This window comes from Psychrobacter fozii, assembly GCF_003217155.1.
Lineage (GTDB): Bacteria > Pseudomonadota > Gammaproteobacteria > Pseudomonadales > Moraxellaceae > Psychrobacter > Psychrobacter fozii.
The window spans coordinates 457,029-477,635 of record NZ_QJSU01000001.1 but is presented as its reverse complement, the minus strand read 5'-3'; the positions used below and the strand labels follow the sequence as shown (position 1 = coordinate 477,635).

14 protein-coding genes are annotated in these 20,607 nt (G+C 41.8%); 12 read left to right on the top strand and 2 right to left on the bottom strand.

What is annotated here, in order from left to right; all coding sequences use genetic code 11:
* Nucleotides 1–190 precede the first annotated feature (190 nt).
* Nucleotides 191–1,480, bottom strand: a complete 1,290-nt coding sequence (locus tag DFP82_RS01975; RefSeq protein WP_110922038.1) for a replication-associated recombination protein A — start codon at nucleotides 1,478–1,480, stop codon at nucleotides 191–193.
* Between the two features lie 430 nt (nucleotides 1,481–1,910).
* Between DFP82_RS01975 and DFP82_RS01970 the strand changes: the two genes are divergently transcribed.
* Nucleotides 1,911–2,444 carry a type IV secretion protein Rhs gene (locus DFP82_RS01970; protein ID WP_110922037.1) on the top strand — a complete coding sequence of 178 codons (534 nt, stop codon included), beginning with the start codon at nucleotides 1,911–1,913 and terminating at the stop codon, nucleotides 2,442–2,444.
* 265 nt (nucleotides 2,445–2,709) lie between these two features.
* Complete coding sequence (locus DFP82_RS01965; protein ID WP_245905594.1) at nucleotides 2,710–3,687, top strand: hypothetical protein; 978 nt, start codon at nucleotides 2,710–2,712, stop codon at nucleotides 3,685–3,687.
* A gap of 86 nt (nucleotides 3,688–3,773) precedes the next feature.
* On the opposite strand, the gene gltA is transcribed toward DFP82_RS01965, so the two are convergent.
* The gene (gene gltA / locus DFP82_RS01960; RefSeq protein WP_110922036.1) at nucleotides 3,774–5,054 is read right to left on the bottom strand and encodes a citrate synthase; all 1,281 of its coding nucleotides are present in this window, start codon (nucleotides 5,052–5,054) and stop codon (nucleotides 3,774–3,776) included.
* 1,069 nt (nucleotides 5,055–6,123) lie between these two features.
* Between gltA and sdhC the strand changes: the two genes are divergently transcribed.
* The 10 genes from sdhC to DFP82_RS01910 all read left to right on the top strand — a co-directional run bounded on the left by sdhC (nucleotide 6,124) and on the right by DFP82_RS01910 (nucleotide 20,600).
* Nucleotides 6,124–6,510 carry a succinate dehydrogenase, cytochrome b556 subunit gene (gene sdhC / locus DFP82_RS01955; protein ID WP_110922035.1) on the top strand — a complete coding sequence of 129 codons (387 nt, stop codon included), beginning with the start codon at nucleotides 6,124–6,126 and terminating at the stop codon, nucleotides 6,508–6,510.
* Nucleotides 6,511–6,530: 20 nt separating this feature from the next.
* Nucleotides 6,531–6,917, top strand: a complete 387-nt coding sequence (sdhD, locus tag DFP82_RS01950) for a succinate dehydrogenase, hydrophobic membrane anchor protein (RefSeq protein ID WP_227686587.1) — start codon at nucleotides 6,531–6,533, stop codon at nucleotides 6,915–6,917.
* A 352-nt stretch (nucleotides 6,918–7,269) separates the two neighbouring features.
* On the top strand, nucleotides 7,270–9,120 hold the full coding sequence (sdhA, locus tag DFP82_RS01945) for a succinate dehydrogenase flavoprotein subunit (protein ID WP_110922034.1): 1,851 nt from the start codon (nucleotides 7,270–7,272) through the stop codon (nucleotides 9,118–9,120).
* Between the two features lie 212 nt (nucleotides 9,121–9,332).
* Complete coding sequence (locus tag DFP82_RS01940; protein WP_055123743.1) at nucleotides 9,333–10,043, top strand: succinate dehydrogenase iron-sulfur subunit; 711 nt, start codon at nucleotides 9,333–9,335, stop codon at nucleotides 10,041–10,043.
* Nucleotides 10,044–10,829: 786 nt separating this feature from the next.
* Nucleotides 10,830–13,715, top strand: coding sequence for a 2-oxoglutarate dehydrogenase E1 component (locus DFP82_RS01935; RefSeq protein ID WP_110922033.1), 2,886 nt, complete (start codon nucleotides 10,830–10,832; stop codon nucleotides 13,713–13,715).
* A 153-nt stretch (nucleotides 13,716–13,868) separates the two neighbouring features.
* Entirely contained in the window at nucleotides 13,869–15,095 is a 1,227-nt protein-coding gene (odhB, locus tag DFP82_RS01930) for a 2-oxoglutarate dehydrogenase complex dihydrolipoyllysine-residue succinyltransferase (RefSeq protein WP_110922032.1), read from the top strand.
* A gap of 222 nt (nucleotides 15,096–15,317) precedes the next feature.
* A complete protein-coding gene (gene lpdA, locus DFP82_RS01925; RefSeq protein ID WP_110922031.1) occupies nucleotides 15,318–16,772 on the top strand; it encodes a dihydrolipoyl dehydrogenase in 1,455 nt (484 codons plus the stop codon).
* 152 nt (nucleotides 16,773–16,924) lie between these two features.
* The gene (gene sucC / locus DFP82_RS01920; protein ID WP_110922030.1) at nucleotides 16,925–18,091 is read left to right on the top strand and encodes an ADP-forming succinate--CoA ligase subunit beta; all 1,167 of its coding nucleotides are present in this window, start codon (nucleotides 16,925–16,927) and stop codon (nucleotides 18,089–18,091) included.
* A gap of 149 nt (nucleotides 18,092–18,240) precedes the next feature.
* Nucleotides 18,241–19,116: a succinate--CoA ligase subunit alpha gene (sucD, locus tag DFP82_RS01915; protein ID WP_110922029.1), complete on the top strand. Its 876-nt coding sequence runs from the start codon at nucleotides 18,241–18,243 to the stop codon at nucleotides 19,114–19,116.
* A 266-nt stretch (nucleotides 19,117–19,382) separates the two neighbouring features.
* Nucleotides 19,383–20,600 (top strand): glycosyltransferase, encoded by a 1,218-nt coding sequence (locus DFP82_RS01910; protein WP_110922028.1) that lies wholly within the window; start codon nucleotides 19,383–19,385, stop codon nucleotides 20,598–20,600.
* The last annotated feature ends 7 nt before the right edge of the window (nucleotides 20,601–20,607 follow it).

Below are 20,607 nucleotides of genomic sequence, written 5' to 3'. Positions count from 1 at the left end.
AAGTGACGCACTTAATGGCTTGTATATATCATTATGAGGTCATTTTAACGCTTTTCATCGCAATGTGCTGTGTCATCTTCCCACTATATCGTTCAGTATGTCAAAAATAGTCATAAGTATTATCAATGACTGCTATCATTTGTGCATTAAAGCGTACATTAGATAATGAACTGAGCCGTGTCATGCATGGTTAGTCATTACTTGCTGCTTGGGTTTTTAGCCAGTCCATAAATTGTTTGCTATGCTGCTCTCGTTGATTGTCTGCAAACTCATAAAAGCGTGTGCCGATTAAATTTTCTGGTAAATAAGACTGCGGATAATAATGGTTGGGATAATCGTGCGGGTAGGCGTAACCTTGACCGTATCCCTGACTGCGCATCAGCTTGGTCACGCCATTACGTAGATGTAGCGGCACAGGAGAGGCATCTTTTTCTGCCAACGTCATCGCAGCATTGATCGCTTTATACGTGCTATTACTTTTGGCACTGGTCGCCAGATAAACCACCACTTGACCTAAAATTAGACGTGCCTCAGGCATACCAATGGATTGCACACTGCGTAGTGCTGCATCAGCAAGAAGTAAGGCATTAGGGTTGGCATTGCCGATATCTTCGCTGGCCAAAATGACCAAACGGCGTGCAATGAAGTCAGCAGGCTCGCCGCCTACCAGCATCCGAGCCATCCAATATAGTGCAGCATCAGGATCGGAGCCACGCACTGATTTTATCATTGCTGAGACGATATCGTAATGCTGCTCACCATCTTTATCGTAGCGGATCAGTGCAGTCTGTGCTACCCGACCGACCAATGCATCATCGACGATAATCGGTGATTGCTTAGCGTCAGCCGTTTGAATGGCAAGCTCTAATAAGTTTAGCGCCTTTCTAGCATCACCATGTGCCAGTTGGCTGATAATGTCTTTTGCTTGCAAGTCGACGGTTAATTTATTGAGTATATTGTCTTCCGACAGCGCTCGTTGTAGCACTGCGCCTATCTGCTCTGGTATCAGAGGTTCTAGACGATACACTTGGCAACGTGATAGTAGCGCATTATTGACACTAAATGAGGGGTTTTCGGTCGTGGCACCAATCAAAGTGATATCGCCAGACTCTACCGCGCCCAGTAGCGCATCCTGCTGTGCCTTATTAAATCGATGAATTTCATCAATGAAGACCACAGGTGATTCAAATGTCAGTGAATCCTTATTATCTAAGACTTCGCGTAACTGTTTAACCCCAGTATTCAACGCGGACAGCGCATGAAAGGGACGACCAACGGCATCTGCTAATAGCATCGCGATAGTCGTTTTGCCGATACCTGCTTCACCGTGCAGGATAATAGATGGCAGATGCCCTTGCTCTACCAAGCGGCGTAACGGTGCACCTGCGGCCAGTAAATGCTCTTGACCGATAATGGCATTGAGCGTGTTTGGGCGCATGCGCTGAGCAAGTGGAGTATCAGCATGAAAACTAGGTGGCATAGGGCTTCTCTATTATCAGTTTAAACAGCTATCAATTCGCGTGTCACAACAGTTATGGATAAGTTTTTATGGGTTCATCTAAACCGCTACACACCACACTATATTTATCATTTTTATTGAAGCTAAACATTTCTACCTGCTTGGCATGGTTTTCGCATTAATGAATATTAGACCTTAAATGAATATTAGATCTTAGCAATAAAAAAAGGCTAATTGAATCGACTATATTTGCTATGTGTCTACACGATAGGTTAACGCAATCTTATGTTAATGAAAGCTCGCTAAGTGTATCGCTTATGTCCCAACTACTTTGGTTTTCAGACTTTATCCCTATTAATGGTTCAGTCATATCGATGAGCAGTATCAATAAGCATGGCTCACTAAGCATAATTTATTAAAAGTGGTCTATCAAGCATAGGATATTACAGTGATGAAGTCTCGATCGATATTTAAGCGTTTTTTGAATCGATATTTATATCGCAGTGCACAGCAGCAATCACGCTTACTCACTGTGAGCGAGGTGACGCTAGCACGTTCAGTATTCGGTGACAGCATTGACCTTGATGGCGTTCAGCTTAAGACTGCTTGGTGGGTGCTAAAAAATTATGCCGTTAGCCCTAATGGCAATATTTACTTTAATCCTGCAGATTGGATTACAGATTTTAGCGATGCTCCTTTAGGCAAACAAAGCTGGCTGATACATGAGCTAACGCATGTATGGCAATTACAGCATGGATTGAAAGTCGTACGTGGTGCGGTTATCGATCGTCGTTATGATTATGTGATTGAGGTAGGAAAACCCTTTCTTAAGTATGGTATCGAGCAGCAAGCACGCATGGTACAGGATTACTTTATTAGCCATCAGCGCGGACAAGACTGCCAAGCTTTGGAGGCCTGCATTCCATTTTTGGTCACAAGCTCTATCGACGAAACAAAAAATACAGATAGCTCGTTCACAATTTAATTTTCTTATAGAGATAAATAGTGACTATAGCTGATTCAATTTAAAAGTAGTACAAGGCAACCGAGTGTAGATGTATGTTTAATACTTCAAATGAGGTTAAAGCAGTAATACTTTTATAGTGGAATGACTATATGATAAGAATTAGTATAAAGCATGCTTTATGCTTTACAAGGTCACGATAACTCTGAGAAAAGTAAAGTAGCAAAGGATTGCTACGGTAGCTATAGCTTTTAATATTTGTGCTTTAACAAGGATATTTACACTCATGTTTAAATTTTTGCCAGTAAAGCTCGCTCTGAGTGCCAGTCATAAAGCGAATAACCGTTTGGACCATGATAACTCTCTTAATGAGAGTGTTCAGCCACGGCGCTCGTCCTCAACACTGCTAGTGGCAACACTGACCGGCATAATTTTATTGACAGGTTGTCAGCAGCAGTCAGATACACAACCTGTCGTCGATGCCAGTCAGACCAGTGATCCAGAAAACGCTCAAGACAGTGAACCAATGGCACAAAGCGATGCGGCCGCTGCTCGTATAAAGCAGTTTCAGCCCATTTACGTCACACAGATGCAAGGGTTACAACGCCGCTTACAAGCAGAGTATGAATCACTGGAAGTTGCTGACACATCAGAAAATGCAGACTCGCTACTCAATACTAATATCAAGACCGATAATACTGACGATATCATTGATGGCAGCGACAAAAACGTAGCTGACCCTACTTCTTCAGTCATCGCATCTACTAATTCGGTAGATACTACTGCTGTAGATAGCGATGTTGAGGCTACGGCTGATATCAATACCAGTACAGAAGTGGGTGAGCGAGATTTAACTGTCTTAAAACGTATCAGTCTTGAACCACGTAAACCTACTATGATGACCGAAGATCAAATCATTGACAGCTATCAGCAAGCGATGGATGCCCTTTATCAGCCTGTGACGTCTCCACTTAATGCAGAAGATATCAATACTTTAATTAATATAGCGACATTGGCGCCACAGTTGTTTGAAAGCGCAGAAATTGCTGGGAGAGTCAGTGCCAAGAGTCCAGCGCTGGCACGGTTGATAATCCAACATCAAGTTTGGGAGCAAATAGAAGCCCAACAAGTCATTGATATGCAACAGATGAAAATTGATCAACAAAAAGAGTTTGAGTCGCTTATGTCTAAGTTTAACGAGACGATTGAAGGATACGATGAACAGATTGCCAAGTACGAGCAGACATTAGAATCGTTTAAATAAATATTTCTAGTAATCAAGACAATTTCTAAGCAATAAAAAATCCCGCACAATGGCGGGATTTTTTATTGAGAGAATATTATCTCTATCTATTTACGGTCTTCAACTTTAACAAAATCGCGATGCGACTCGCCAGTGTATAACTGACGTGGACGACCGATTTTGAACGGTGCACTGTGCATCTCTAACCAATGGCTGATCCAACCAGAAGTACGAGCTAGTGAGAAGATTACGGTAAACATTGACGTTGGGATACCGATGGCTTTTAAGATAATGCCAGAGTAAAAATCAACGTTTGGATATAGGTTACGCTCAACGAAGAACGGGTCTTCTAAAGCAATCTTTTCAAGCGCCATCGCCAACTCAAGCTTAGGATCGTTGATACCAAGTGCCGCAAGTACTTCGTCACAAGTTTCTTTCATGACTTGTGCGCGTGGGTCAAAGTTTTTGTAAACACGATGACCAAAGCCCATTAGCTTCACTTCACGGCTCTTCACTTTTTCCATGAATGCAGGTACGTTTTCAACTGAACCGATTTCGTCTAACATCTCAAGAACAGCTTCGTTCGCGCCGCCATGTGATGGACCCCAAAGGGCTGCGATACCAGCAGCGATACATGCATAAGGGTTTGCACCAGTAGAACCAGCCAAACGTACAGTAGACGTTGAAGCGTTTTGCTCATGGTCAGCATGCAAAGTAAAGATTTTGTCCATTGCGCGAGTGATGACGTCGTTGGTTTTATAATCAACATCAGCAGGCGTCGCAAACATCATGTACAAGAAGTTTTCTGCGTAGTTAAAGTCATTACGCGGATACATGAACGGCTCGCCTTGTGAGTATTTATAACTCATTGCAGCCAGTGTTGGCATCTTAGCGATTAGACGAATAGCAGTGATCTCACGATGCTCTTCATTGCTCACATCTAGATTTTCATGATAGAACGCTGATAACGCACCAACGACACCGACCATGATAGCCATCGGATGCGCGTCACGGCGGAAGCCTTCAAAAAACTTACGTAATTGGTCATGAACACCCGTATGTTTACGGATTTTTTCAAAGAAGTCTGCTTTTTGCTCAGCGTTTGGTAGGTCACCATGAATCAGTGCATAAGCAACTTCTAAGTATTCAGCGTTGTTTGCTAACTGATCGATAGGGTAGCCGCGGTGTAATAACTCGCCTTTGCCACCATCAATATAAGTAATCTTTGATTCAACAGGGGCTGTTACTTTAAAACCAGGGTCATAAGACCAAAAGCCTGAGTCTTGTAGAGCAGCAATATCGATAACTGGGCGCCCTAAAGTACCTTCGATGATAGGAAATTCGTACTCTTTACCATTTACGGTTAATTTGGCATTAGTGTCAGCCATAAATTGCTCTCCATTGTTTTAGCTTGTTAGAATAAAATTATTGCAGACGCATACCCTCGCGTCGTCGATTATTACAGGCACATACCCTTGCGCCATCATCAGTCAAATGCTCAAAATACATCTAACTCGTTTAATACGCAGAGTATATTAGCAGCAATTCCCTATGATTTGAAAAGACTTTTACTGTCAACACTGCCAATTAGTATGGTTTTGACGTGTTTATTCACTGTAATTTTTGTATCAAAATATGTCTGGTAAGCTATTTGTCTTTTAAACCGCTTCTTTATAGAAAGTAATGATTATCATTAACATTATAATATTAAAGTGTTTTTAGCAATATTATAAGTTTAACGGTTTAGTCATATTAACTATAAAACAGACAGAGTATGAACAAACGACCATTTGGTTTAGATTTATGGTTCGTTAGGGGTGGGTAATACTAATGAATTAATATTGCAAATAGCCAGCTTTTTGTTAATTAATCTCTAATAACCAATATTTAGGGGATAAATTTGTAATTAGCGCCCAGTCATTTTATAATTAGAGGGATTTAACTGGCACTAGCTTTGCGCATATTGAGCGATCATCTTAATGGAATAATCAGTGAAGCTTTGCTTTGCTCATATTTTGTTACGATTGGACGACCAGTTTATAGACCAAAACCTAGCTTATCGTTTGAATATTCTTGTTAACTGTTCTATTTTTAGATAGCCAACAGTGAAGTTCACCTTAATAAATTGATCGTATAGAGATGACACAATGGCGTTATCTTTTTTTGTTAATGGGAATCAGTAAAAATAGAATAGTTAATCGATTGACCCCATGCTTCGTACTTATTGTCATAACGTAAGTCGAAGGCTCGTTAATAAAAGGGTGTATCAGTTCAACGAGTCAGGTTCGACCGTCTATAATGATCGTATAAGACATATTCGCCTTTTAACTTTAGCGCAAATTAAACTACGTCAGCTAGCCCTTCCTTACTTTATTCGTCTCATGTGTTGCTCGTCGCTGTTGTATAGCATTTATACAAAGCGTGGATAGCAGATACAGGAGTATAACCGCAAAAAGGATGCCCGCTGTGAAAAGCAACCGACCTATTGATCTGCCTTTAAGCCAAGTGATTAGCGTTAATCGCTCACCGATTGCAATTGCCTCAATTTTGCATCGTATATCTGGCATTATTTTATTCTTACTTATTCCTGTCATGTTGTGGTTGTTACAGAATTCTTTGGCATCGCCTGAGAGTTTTGCAACCGTATTTGACAACGTACTCGTGCGCTTTTTGGCATGGATATTTGTTGCCGCGATCGCTTATCACTTTGTGATGGGCATCAAGCACTTATTTGCTGATATGGGCATGAACGAAGAGCTAAAATCTGGACGTGCCGCTTCTAAGGTCAGTTTTGTGATCGCAGCGATTCTAATTGTCGCGTCATTTGTATGGGTGATGTTCTAATGATTAAAAACGATTCAGGAATAAAAAGCGCTACTGGTCTGACCGGCTCAGGCTCACGTGATTGGATTATCCAGCGTATCAGCGCTGTTGTTTTAGCCGTTTATAGTGTGGTGTTGCTGGGTTTCTTTTTGACCCATGGCGACGTCACTTATCTTGAGTGGTCATCATTTATGACTAGCCTGCCTATGCGTTTATTTAGCTTAGTAGCAGTACTTGCGCTAGCAGGCCATGCTTGGGTTGGAATGTGGACAGTCTTTACTGACTATATTACTACTGGCAAACTAGGCTCAAGCGCAGCAGGTTTACGTTTAGTCCTACAGTCATTGATGATTATCGCTATTTTAGTATTTCTATTTTGGGGTATCATGATTTTTTGGGGTAGTGGCTTCAGTGTTGTTGCCGTTTAACCAATAATTTATACCTTTACTATCTATAAATAATAACGGATGCACTCAGCATCACTATTTGCTGCTGAATAACTCCAAAGCCGTCCGTTATAGCCGATAATAGTCATAGCATTGGGCAATTTCTGACTTGAGCAGTCATTTAAAGACAGCTGAGTCAAATTGAAAGTGAATGAAATTAGCCCAATATAACGATAGATATGCAAATTAAGTGGTTAAAGGTTGTTTGCGTCACCGTCTTAAATAATTGCGTTTAATGACCGAATAAATATGACATTTGGCCCTGCAATGAGATGACGCTTGATACAGCTTTTTTATTTAATTCTAAGCATTAACAGGCATTAGGAAAACCGTAATGGCAACTAGACAAGATAATACCATTAGTAATATTAAGACCCTAAACTACGATGCAGTCATCGTCGGTGGTGGCGGCTCAGGTATGCGTGCTTCACTACATTTGGCTGAAGCAGGTATGAAGGTTGCAGTCCTTACCAAAGTATTCCCAACGCGTTCGCACACGGTTGCGGCTCAGGGCGGTATCGGTGCAAGCTTGGGTAACATGAGTAACGATAACTGGCATTTTCACTTTTATGACACCGTTAAAGGGTCAGATTGGTTAGGTGATCAAGACGCTATCGAATATATGTGCCGTGAAGCGCCAAAAGTCGTCTATGAGCTTGAGCACATGGGCATGCCGTTTGACCGTAATGAAGACGGCACGATTTATCAGCGTCCGTTTGGTGGCCATACGTCTAACTATGGCGAAAAAGCCGTTCAACGTGCTTGTGCTGCTGCTGACCGTACAGGTCACGCATTGCTACATACGCTATATCAGAAAAACCTTGAGCAAGGTACTGAGTTCTTCATCGAGTGGATTGCACTTGACTTGATTAAAGATGAAGCTGGTAACATTAACGGTGTCATCGCACTTGAGCAAGAAACTGGTACTATTGCTGTATTCCAGTCACCGATTACTGTCCTAGCGACTGGTGGTGCAGGCCGTATCTTTGCGGCTTCCACCAATGCTTATATCAATACTGGTGACGGTATTGGTATGGCGGTACGTGCAGGTATTCCATTACAAGACATGGAATTCTGGCAGTTCCACCCAACGGGCGTGCATGGTGCAGGCGTACTATTGACCGAAGGTTGCCGTGGAGAAGGCGCTATCTTACGTAATAAAGATGGCGAAGCATTCATGGAGCGTTACGCGCCAACCGTAAAAGACTTGGCACCACGCGATCTAGTATCACGCTCTATGGACCAAGAAATCAAAGAAGGCCGTGGTTGTGGTCCTAATGCTGACCATATCGTGATGGATATGACGCATCTAGGTGTTGAAACCATTATGAAGCGTCTGCCATCAGTATTCGAGATTGGTAAAAACTTTGCCAACGTAGATATCACTAAAGAGCCTATTCCAGTTATCCCAACCATTCATTATATGATGGGCGGTATTCCAACCACTATTCATGGTCAAGTGGTGACACCTGATTTAGAAGCAGGTACGGACGAAGAAGGTCAATACACGCAAGGCAACGTCGTCAAAGGTCTTTATGCCATCGGCGAATGTGCTTGTGTCAGTGTTCATGGTGCCAATCGTCTAGGCACTAACTCACTACTTGATCTATTGGTATTTGGCCGTGCTGCTGGTAAGCATATCGTTGATGAATTCCATCATGCTGACCATAATTACAAGCCACTTGATCCTCGTGTACTTGATTACACTATGCGTCGTTTGGACAAGCTGCAACAGTCTACGGAAGGGTACAATGCTCAAGAAGTGGCTGACGAGATTCGCAGCACCATGCAATTACATGCCAGTGTATTCCGTACTCAAGCAATGATGGACGAAGGCGTTGAGAAAATTTTAGCGCTAGGCGACAAAATCGACCAAATTCATTTGGCTGATAAATCACAAGTCTTTAATACTGCGCGTATTGAAGCTTTTGAAGTTGCCAACTTGTACGAAGTGGCCAAAGCGACAATGATATCAGCGGCTATGCGCCATGAAAGCCGTGGTGCCCATAGTGTATCTGATTATGATCGTCCAGAAGATGATGAGCATGCACCAAATGGCCGCGATGACAAAAACTGGATGAAGCATACCTTATGGTATTCTGAAGGCAATAAAATTATTTATAAGCCAGTTCGCAAAGTTCCATTGACGGTTGATTATATCGAGCCAAAAGTTCGCGTCTATTAATCTTAGATGTTGCGCTTGATATACAGCAGCAGCGTTAATGTTTTATCCTTTATTAATTTATTAAAAAGGTGACCGCCAGCTACATGCACTTGCCAGCGCTAGCACACTATTAATCGGTATTTGATATCGTTTATCAGTACAGATTAATAGTTAGCGTCATCCTGTTGCAATCTTTGTATGCCCGCCATCACCTACGTGTGGAGTTTAGCATTATGAGCCGAGGTACTCGCACCATCGAAATCTATCGCTACGATCCTGATCTGGACGCAGCGCCACGCATGCAAACGTATACCATTGAGTTGTTAGACTCAGATCGTATGTTGCTTGACGTGTTATTACGCCTAAAAAAGGAAGATGAAACACTGACCTTCCGTCGCTCTTGCCGTGAAGGCATCTGTGGCTCTGATGGCATGAACATCAACGGCAAAAATGGTTTAGCATGTCTAATCAACATGAATACTTTGCCAGAAAAAGTAACGGTACGTCCGTTGCCTGGTCTTCCAGTTGTTCGTGATTTGGTCGTCGATATGAACCAATTCTACGAGCAATATGAAAAAGTACATCCGTACTTAATCAATGACCAACCAGCACCGCCAACAGAGCGTTTACAGTCGCCTGAACAGCGTGAGAAACTAAACGGTCTATACGAATGTATCCTATGTGCTTGCTGTTCAACCAGCTGCCCATCATTCTGGTGGAACCCTGATAAGTTCCTAGGTCCATCAGCATTACTGCATGCTTATCGCTTTGTCGCTGATAGCCGTGATGGTGATACTCAAGCACGTTTGGCTCGTTTAGATGATCCATTTAGCTTGTTCCGCTGCCGCGGTATTATGAACTGTGTGTCAGTTTGTCCAAAAGGCCTAAATCCAACCAAAGCAATTGGTCATCTGCGTAATATGTTGATTGACCAAGCAGGTTAATCGTTTATAATTGCATGGTTTTTTTGCAGATATAATACGAAAAACACCACCTAATATATTAGGTGGTGTTTTTTATGATTTAGACTCTGAGAGAGTTTGGTTTTTTCTTTAGATGCAAATAAGCTGTAGCGATGAGAAAAACGACTGACGATCAAAGGTAAGGCTGTGCTAACAATACGTTGGCCGTGTGTAAGAAAACATGATATATGCACAAGCAATCTATATAATTGGCAACAGTAAAAAGCATTCATCAAGAGATATTGGCTACGTTAAATGTTAGAATAGCGCATAGTTGTACTGGTAGGATGTTGTGATGAGTAAATATCAGTTAGCGATAGTTTGTGTTACTGGTAATATACCAACAAGATATCATATCGAGACAGAATAGGGTCAATATGCAGTACCTAAGGTGAGAATAGTTATTCATTACCTAAATACCTAGTATTGAACAAACAAACTATGGCCTAAAATACAGGCGTGCTACTCTATACAGCAGTGTATGTTTGGCTGAAAAGCTGTAATATGTTAGAAATAACAAGAAATTGTAGTGAAAATTATCAGTTAAAACGTTGATAGTTTAACGATAATTTTTTACCAATTAATTGGTTATGGCTAACAGTAGTATATATAAATTAATTTTGTGAAACGAGCCGGATAAGAAAACTGGACGTTCACAAATAATTGTATTGCTAATATAGATATTGCAGGTGACAGCACTTAACGTACGACAGATGACACAATAATAAGCACGATTCCATTCATTTATCTATCAAATAGACGATTATTATGAATAGTATAACTAAAGAAGCAAAAGGCTCAGGACATACAGAACTGGCCGCTGATAACGCCCAGTATATCGAAGCTCTTTATGAGCAATACCTGAATGACCCGAGTAGTGTTGATACCGAGTGGCAAACGTATTTTGTACAATACAAATCGCCAAATGATGCACCGCATAATGCCATTAAAGACCAGTTCTTATTGCTTGCCCGCAATCAGACTGCAGGCAAAAGTAGCGATCAAGCGACTAGCTCAGCGCCTAGTGCTTTAGTAGATGGTGGTAACCCAAAGAAAATGGGTGTACAGCAGCTGATTTCAGCCTATCGCCGCCGTGGTCATCGCCGTGCTAGTCTCGATCCGTTAAACCTTGAAGTACGTGCAGAAGTAGAAGATTTAACCCTCGCTTACCATAACCTTTCAGAAGCTGACCTTGATACCGTATTCCCTACCAATGATCTAAGTATCGCTAAAGATTCAGCACCTTTACGTGAAATCATTGAGATCATGGAACGTGTTTATTGCCGCCACATTGGTGTCGAATACATGCACGTAACCACCAGCGTAGAAAAACGCTGGATGGAAAAATATCTAGAAAGCAACTTAGGTCATATCAAATTTGATACAGAAAAACGTATCTCTATTCTTAAACGTCTTACAGCTGCTGAAGGCTTAGAAAAGTATCTAGCACGTAAATATACGGGTGTGAAGCGTTTCGGTCTAGAAGGTGGTGAAAGCTTTATTCCTGCTATCAATGAAATCATCCAACGTGCTGGCAGTTATGGCACCAAAGAGATGGTCATTGGTATGGCTCACCGTGGCCGCCTAAACCTGCTAGTAAACATCTTAGGTAAAAACCCTGCGGACTTGTTTGACGAGTTCGATGGTAAGGTACAGCCAGAAAAAGGCTCAGGTGATGTTAAATATCACAATGGTTTCTCATCTAATGTGATGACGCCAGGTGGCGAAGCTCATTTGGCTTTGGCCTTTAACCCGTCACATCTTGAAATCGTTGCGCCAGTATTGCAAGGTTCAGTACGTGCCCGTCAGGTGCGTCGTAATGACCAACCTCTTTTAGACAATAAAGGCGGTAATTCAGTACTACCAATCGTCATTCATGGCGATGCTGCTTTTGCTGGTCAGGGCGTGGTTCAAGAAACCTTCCAGATGTCACAAACCCGTGCTTATACCACTGGTGGTACCGTACATATCGTTATCAACAACCAAGTAGGCTTCACCACTAGCCGTCAAGAAGATGTTCGTTCAACTGAATATTGTACTGACGTGGCAAAAATGGTACATGCGCCTATCTTACACGTGAACGGTGATGATCCAGAGTCAGTCGTATTCGCAGCTCAATTGGCATTAGATTATCGTCATGAGTTTGAGAAAGACATCATTATTGATCTGTTCTGCTATCGTCGTAATGGTCATAATGAAGCTGATGAACCATCAGCGACGCAGCCACTTATGTATGCTGTCATCAAAAAGTTACCAACCACTCGTACGCTTTATGCACAGCAGCTTATCAAAGAAGGCATCCTGAATGCCGATCAAGAAAAGCAGTATGAAGATGAGTATCGTGAGTCTTTAGATCGTGGTGACTATGTTGCCAACTCATTGGTCAATGAGCCGAATGAGGGCTTATTCGTAGATTGGACTCCTTATTTGGGTCATGATTTGGTCGATGAGTGGGATACCAGCGTCGATATCGAAGTCCTAAAAGGTTACGGACGCCGTATGGCCGAAATGCCAGAAGGCTACAAGCTACAACGCCAAGTTCAAAAAGTAGTCGAGCAGCGCCTAGCTATGCAAACTGGCGAAGAGCCATTGAACTGGGGTGCGGCTGAGACATTGGCTTATGCTTCATTGGTCGATAACGATAAGGTATTGGTACGTATTACTGGTGAAGATGTAGGCCGTGGGACGTTCTCACATCGTCATAGTGAAATATACAATATCAATGACGGCAGCATGTATGTGCCATTGGCTCATATGAGTGAAGACCAAGCTCGTTTTGCTACTTATAACTCATTGCTATCAGAAGAAGCCGTTCTAGCCTTTGAATATGGTTATGCAACGACTGTCCCTAACGCATTGGTCGTTTGGGAAGCGCAGTTTGGTGATTTCGTCAACGGTGCACAGGTTGTTATTGATCAATTTATTTCAAGTGGCGAAACTAAGTGGCAGCGTGTTTGTGGTCTAACGATGCTGTTACCGCATGGCTTTGAAGGTCAAGGCCCTGAGCATTCATCTGCGCGTCTTGAACGTTTCTTACAGCTATGTGCTGAAGACAACATGCAAGTTATCACGCCGACGACTCCAGCACAGATTTATCATGCACTACGTCGTCAAGCGGTACGTCCTATTCGTAAGCCGTTGATCGTTATGTCACCGAAGAGCTTGCTACGTCATAAATTAGCAACTTCAAATCTGGAAGAGCTTGCAAATGGTAAGTTTGAAACCGTCATTTCAGAGATGGACGATCACAACGCAGACAAAGTGACTCGTATGGTGCTATGTGGCGGTAAGGTCTATTATGATTTGCTTGAACAGCGCCGTGCACTAGGTTTAGATCATGTAGCTATCGTTCGTATCGAACAGCTTTATCCGTTGCCAGAGCAGCGTTTGAAGGCTGAGATTGAAAAGTATAGCAACTTGGCTGAGATCGTATGGACGCAAGAAGAGCCACTTAACCAAGGCGCTTGGTATTACTTAGCACCGCATATGTACCGTATTGTCGTACCGCACCCAACCAAGGCGAAAGTCATGGAGCCGGTGGCACGTCCTGCTAGTGCAGCACCTGCAACAGGTTCACCAAAACTACACGCTCAACAGCAGCAAGCGTTAATCGCTGGCGGTCTTGGTATCAGTGTTGATGAGTTGTCTAAGTAACATATTATTGAATGCAAATGAATCAGGCGATAACAGTCAGTATGCTGTAATAAAATCTAGATAGTATTATCTAAGATCACTATCCAGGATGGCACTGACTGTTTATCACGACTTAATAACAAATATGAATATCCAAATCTAAGGAGTATATCGATGGCTGATATCAAAGCCCCCGTTTTTCCAGAATCGGTTGCCGACGGTACAATCGTTGAGTGGCATGTTACTGAAGGTCAGCAAGTTAACCGTGATGACCTATTGGCTGAAATCGAAACTGATAAAGTCGTATTAGAAGTTGTAGCGCCTGACAACGGTGTTGTGACCAAAATCGTCAAGCAAGTTGATGATACTGTTTTGTCTGATGAGCTTATCGCTCAATTTGAAGCAGGTGCAAGCGCTAGTGCAGATACTGCTACAGAAGCACCAGCAGAGCCAGCACAAGCAGCAGATGGCGGCGAGCCAGTACAAGCAGCTGCTAAAAGCGATAGCAATGATGCGGATCATAAAGATCAGAGCCCAGCAGTTCGCAAAGCAGCGAAAGAAAGCGGCGTAGATCCTAAAGAAGTTGAAGGCAGTGGTCGTGGCGGTCGTGTGACCAAAACTGACATGGCTAACCCAACACTAAAATCTGACAGCAGCATCAAATCTGACAGCGGTCGTCCAGTTGCTGAATCAACGGGTGAGCGTACTGAAAAACGTGTTCCAATGACGCGCCTACGTAAAACAGTAGCGAATCGTCTATTGTCAGCATCACAAGATACTGCGATGCTAACGACGTTCAACGAAGTGAATATGAAGCCGTTGATGGATATGCGTGCTAAGTATAAAGACCAGTTCGAGAAACGTCATGGCGTACGTTTGGGCTTTATGTCATTGTTCGTAAAAGCAGCAACAGAAGCACTCAAACGCTTCCCAGCTGTGAACGCTTCATTAGATGGCGACGATATCGTTTATCATGGTTATTATGATATCGGTGTTGCAGTCTCTTCAGATCGCGGCTTGGTTGTTCCAGTATTACGTGATACAGATCGCATGAGCATGGCTGATGTCGAAAGCCGTATTCGTGAGCTTGGTGGCCTTGCTCAAAAAGGTAAACTTGGTCTGAATGACATGACTGGCGGTACTTTCACTATCTCAAACGGTGGTGTATTCGGCTCATTGATGTCTACACCTATTTTGAACCCACCCCAAACTGCTATCCTCGGTATGCATGCTATCAACGACCGCCCAATGGCAGTTGATGGTAAAGTTGAAATCTTACCAATGATGTATCTAGCCCTATCTTATGATCATCGTATGATTGATGGTAAAGAAGCGGTACAGTTCTTAGTAACCATCAAAGAATTGGTTGAAGATCCAGCCATGCTTCTACTAGACCTATAAGCTTCTAAGCTTGTATTGGCAACCGCTGATACAAGCTTTTTAACTTTAGTCTAAGTAGTGGTATTAGCTGTTTATTAATAAATAAGAGTGTCTTGCTGACATGGTGTATTGACCATTAAGCAGAAGCATACTGAGTAAAAACATCGCTTATTTATTAACGAGATAATCCTCAGTTTAAATGATATTTACAATTAGAATGATAATTAAAAATAGGAACGTACTATGAAAGACAATTATGATTTAGTCGTCATCGGCGGCGGTCCTGGTGGTTATGAAGCCGCTATCCGTGCAGGTCAGTTAGGTATGAGCGTTGCTTGTATCGAAAAACGCGTCTATAAAGGTGAGCCAGCACTTGGCGGTACTTGCTTGAACGTTGGTTGTATCCCATCAAAAGCATTGCTTGATAGCTCACATCGTTATGAAGCGACTAAGCACGATCTTGCTGAGCATGGTATCAGCACTAGTGATGTAGCCATCGATATCGAAAAAATGATTGCTCGTAAAGAAGGCATCGTTAAGCAATTGACTGGTGGTGTTGCCGCTTTGCTAAAAGGCAATGGTGTTGATTGGCTGCAAGGCTGGGGCACATTGGTTGATGGTAAAGGCGCTGACAAGCAAATCAAATTCACTGCACTTGCAGATGAAAGCGAAACCACAATCACTGCAAAAAACGTTATCTTAGCAGCAGGTTCTGTTCCTATCGATATCCCTGTGGCTAAAACTGACGGCGACCGTATCGTTGACTCTACTGGTGCACTTGATTTCACTGAAGTCCCTAAGCGTCTAGGCGTTATCGGTGCTGGTGTTATCGGTCTTGAGCTTGGTTCAGTATGGCGTCGTTTAGGTGCTGAAGTGGTTGTCTATGAAGCGCTTCCAAGTTTCTTAGCAGCCGCTGATAAAGATATCGCAAAAGAAGCCGGTAAAATGCTGAAGAAGCAGGGTCTTGACATCCGTGTCGATACCAAAGTGACCAATGCTGAAGTTAAAGGCGATCAAGTGGTCGTTACTAGCGAGAGCAAAGGCGAATCAAGTGAAGAAAGCTTCGACAAACTTATCGTTTGTGTAGGCCGCCGTGCTTACTCTGAAAAATTGCTTGGCGATGATAGTGGTATCACATTGACTGAACGTGGTCTTATCGACGTAAACGATCAGTGTAAAACCAACCTTGATGGCGTCTATGCTATCGGTGACTTAGTCCGTGGCCCTATGCTTGCGCATAAAGCAATGGAAGAGGGCATGATGGCTGTTGAGCGCATTCATGGCGAAAAAGCTCAGGTTAATTATGATACTATCATCAACGTAATTTACACGCATCCAGAAATCGCATGGGTTGGTTTAACTGAGCAAGAAGCTGAAGCAGCTGGCTATGAAGTTAAAACTGGTTCATTCAACCTAGCAGCTAACGGCCGTGCACTTGCTCAAAGTGAAGCGGAAGGCTCTGTGAAAGTTGTTGCTGATGCCAAAACAGATCGCTTGTTAGGTATGCATGCTATCGCTGCTGGTGCTGGTGATATCGTCCATCAAGGTATGATCGCGATGGAATTTGTCTCTAGTATCGAAGATTTACAATTGATGACATTTGCGCATCCAACTATTTCAGAAGCTGTGCATGAAGCTGCTCTGTCTGCTGATGGCCGTGCTATTCACGCCATTCAGCGCAAAAAGCGTAAGAAATAAGTAGTTAGTTTGATAAGTACTGACTTATAACCTGACTGTAGTGTCGCTGTCACAGCTATCACTACAGTCACGAGTGCGCCAGACGGATGTCTAATATATATGCGCACTCATTTTCACTTTTTATTAATTGTAAAAAATAAAGGATACAATCAATGAATTTACATGAGTATCAAGCAAAAGAGCTGTTAAAAAGCTATGGTTTGCCGATTCAAGAAGGCATCATTGCCTATAGTGGCGACGAAGCTGCTGCTGCTTTTGATAAAACGCCAACTGACATTGCGGTTATTAAAGCGCAAGTACATGCTGGTGGTCGCGGTAAAGCTGGTGGTGTAAAGCTGGTTAAAACTCGTGAAGAAGCTAAGCAAGTAACTGAAGAGCTAATCGGTACCAATTTGGTTACTTTCCAAACTGACGCTGATGGTCAACCAGTTAACTTCGTATTGGTTGCAGAAGATATGTACCCAGTACAAACTGAGCTATATCTCGGTGCAGTCGTTGATCGTGCGACTCGTCGTGTGACTTTCATGGCATCAACCGAAGGTGGTGTTGATATCGAAGAAGTAGCAAACGAGACGCCAGAAAAAATCTTTAAAGTACATGTTGATCCTTTAGTTGGTCTAATGCCTTTTCAAGCGCGCGATGTTGCGTTCAAACTTGGTCTAGAAGGCAAGCAAATCAACCAGTTCGTTAAATTGATGACTGGTGCTTATAAAGCATTTGTTGAAAACGACTTTGCGCTAATGGAAATTAACCCGTTGGCTGTTCGTGAAAACGGCGAAATCGTTTGTGTTGATGGCAAAATCGGTATCGATTCAAACGCACTATATCGTCTGCCTAAAATTGCAGCCCTACAAGACAAAACTCAAGAAAACGAGCGTGAGCTTAAAGCTGCTGAGTTTGACCTGAACTATGTTGCCCTAGAAGGTAACATCGGTTGTATGGTTAACGGTGCTGGTCTTGCAATGGCAACGATGGACATCATCAAATTGTATGGCGGCAAACCTGCTAACTTCTTGGACGTTGGCGGCGGCGCAACTAAAGATCGCGTTGTTGAAGCGTTCAAGATCATTCTTGAAGACAGCAGCGTTGAAGGTGTTCTAATCAACATCTTCGGTGGTATCGTACGTTGTGACATGATTGCAGAAGCCATTATTGCTGCTGTTAAAGAAGTCGATGTACAAGTACCTGTGGTTGTACGTCTAGAAGGTAATAATGCTGAAAAAGGCTTACAAATTCTAGAAGAGTCTGGTCTTAAGCTGACTACAGCTCAAGGCCTAGCCGATGCCGCTCAAAAAATTGTCGATGCGGTTAAAGCCTAAGTCTTTAATGATTGGTATTTAGCAATAAATACCAAAGCATAGTAGTCAACGCGTGATAGTGGCTTTTATATAAAAATTTACCATGAACATTGAATAAAAATGGTGTTGAGAGTCGCTATTACAAGACAACCGAATACAAGGAATAAATAATGAGTGTATTAATCGATAAAGATACCAAAGTATTGGTACAAGGTTTCACTGGTAAAAATGGTACGTTCCACTCTGAGCAAGCGATCGAATACGGTACTAAAGTAGTCGGTGGCGTAACGCCAGGTAAAGGCGGTCAAACGCACCTAGGCCTACCAGTATTTAACACCATGGCAGAAGCCATGGAAGCGACTCAAGCTGACGCTTCTGTTATCTATGTACCTGCACCATTCGTACTAGATTCTATTGTTGAAGCAATCGATGCTGGCGTTAAGTTGATCGTAGTGATCACTGAAGGCGTACCGACTATCGATATGCTAAAAGCCAAACGCTATCTTGAAGAAGCGGGCGATGTGCGTCTAGTTGGTCCTAACTGCCCAGGTGTTATCACTCCGGGTCAGTGCAAAATCGGCATCATGCCAGGCCATATCCATCAACCAGGTAAAGTGGGCATCATCTCACGCTCTGGTACATTGACGTATGAAGCCGTAGCTCAGACAACTAAGCTTGGTTTTGGTCAGTCAACTTGTATCGGTATCGGTGGTGATCCTATCCCTGGTATGAACCAGATTGACGCATTGAAATTGTTCGAAGCAGATCCACAAACCGAAGCTATCATCCTAATCGGTGAGATCGGTGGTACTGCTGAAGAAGAAGCAGCTGCTTATATCAAAGACCATGTGACTAAACCAGTTGTTGGTTATATCGCTGGTGTTACTGCTCCAGAAGGCAAGCGTATGGGTCATGCTGGCGCTATCATTTCTGGTGGTCAAGGTACTGCTGAAGAGAAATTCAAAGCGTTTGAAGATGCTGGCATCGCGTATACGCGTGACCCATCTAAGCTTGGTGAGAAGCTAAAAGAAGTTACTGGTTGGTAATATAGACATAAGTCTATTAGGTAACTACCAAAACTACATTGAAAAAAAGTAAAGACACCCCTACAATGGGGTGTTTTTATTTGCCTTGAAAACTATATTCTAAGTATATAATTCTATTACAAAGTATGTATTTATGTTGATGTCTTAAGTGCTCATAAAATTAATTACACTCAAAGTTCATATGGAATATCTAGTGACAACACTTGCGAAGACCCACATAAGAACCCATTGCTCCCATAGTTTTCTGAATTGATAATGAGTATTAGATGATAAAAAAAAAGTTAGTTGTTGTACTAGTGTCTAATGACTGTGAATATGATAATCGGGTACAGAAAACTGTCAAAGCTTTATGCTTTAATGGATATACGGTTATATTAAACACCGTATACAAGAAGAAAAATATAAAACTATTATTTCTAGATGTAGAACAGTTTAGTATTGAAAGCAAGTTTTGGAACCCTAGTTTATCTACTGATAAATTACTTAAATTAATTCCTAAAAAAATAAAGAAAAAAGTAAAACCTAGTTTTTTAAAGTACTATCGTTATTTGAGCTATACTAATCTTTGGAAAAATGAAATATATCCTGAGTCGCTCGATGTAATCATTGCCAACGATTTAATTACACTTCCTGTAGGAGTTTTACTTAAAAAGAAGTATCCAAATTCTAAATTAGTTTATGACGCTCATGAGTATGAGCTACATAGGATGCCTCCTTTAACTAAATTGAATAAATTATTTGTCAGGGGATTAGAAGGTTTTTGTATAAAATACTGTGATGATATCATTACTTGTAGTCACTACATTGCTGATGAAATGCAGCAGATATATGGAACGGATCCGATCTCCTGTATTTATAATAGTCCAAGTATAGATACATTACCTGTTGGGAAAAATCGTTTAAGAGATGATTTGAAGCTTGGAAGTGATAGTATTGTACTATTGCATGTTGGCAAGCTCACTTATGGTAGAGGTATCGAAGTAATAGCTCACTATTTAAAAGATTTACCGAACGTACACTTAGTAAATCTTGGAGGATGGGATAATACTTTTAAGGCGAATATTGATAGTGTTATCGATGATTTAAATATCAAAAGTCAAATCCATTTTCTTGAGCCAGTTCCACCTAATAACGTGGTTGATTATATTAAGGGAGCAGATATTGGTATTGTTAGTATTGAAAGTATGACGAAATCGTATGAGTACTCTATGCCTAATAAACTTTTTGAAATGTCATTTGCTAAAATTCCCATAATGGTTAATAAAGATTTAAAATGTGCAGGTTTAGTTAAAGAATACAACCTTGGTTTTGATTTTGATATATATAGTTTTGATAGTTTTAAAGCAACAGTTGATTCAATTTTGAAAAATAAAGAAAGCTTTTACAACCAGAAATCTTTTAGTAAATTTTCTAAAATCTACTCGTTGAAAACCCAAGAAAGTAAATTAATAAATATTGTAAATACTCTGACATACCCTAAATAGGAATAAT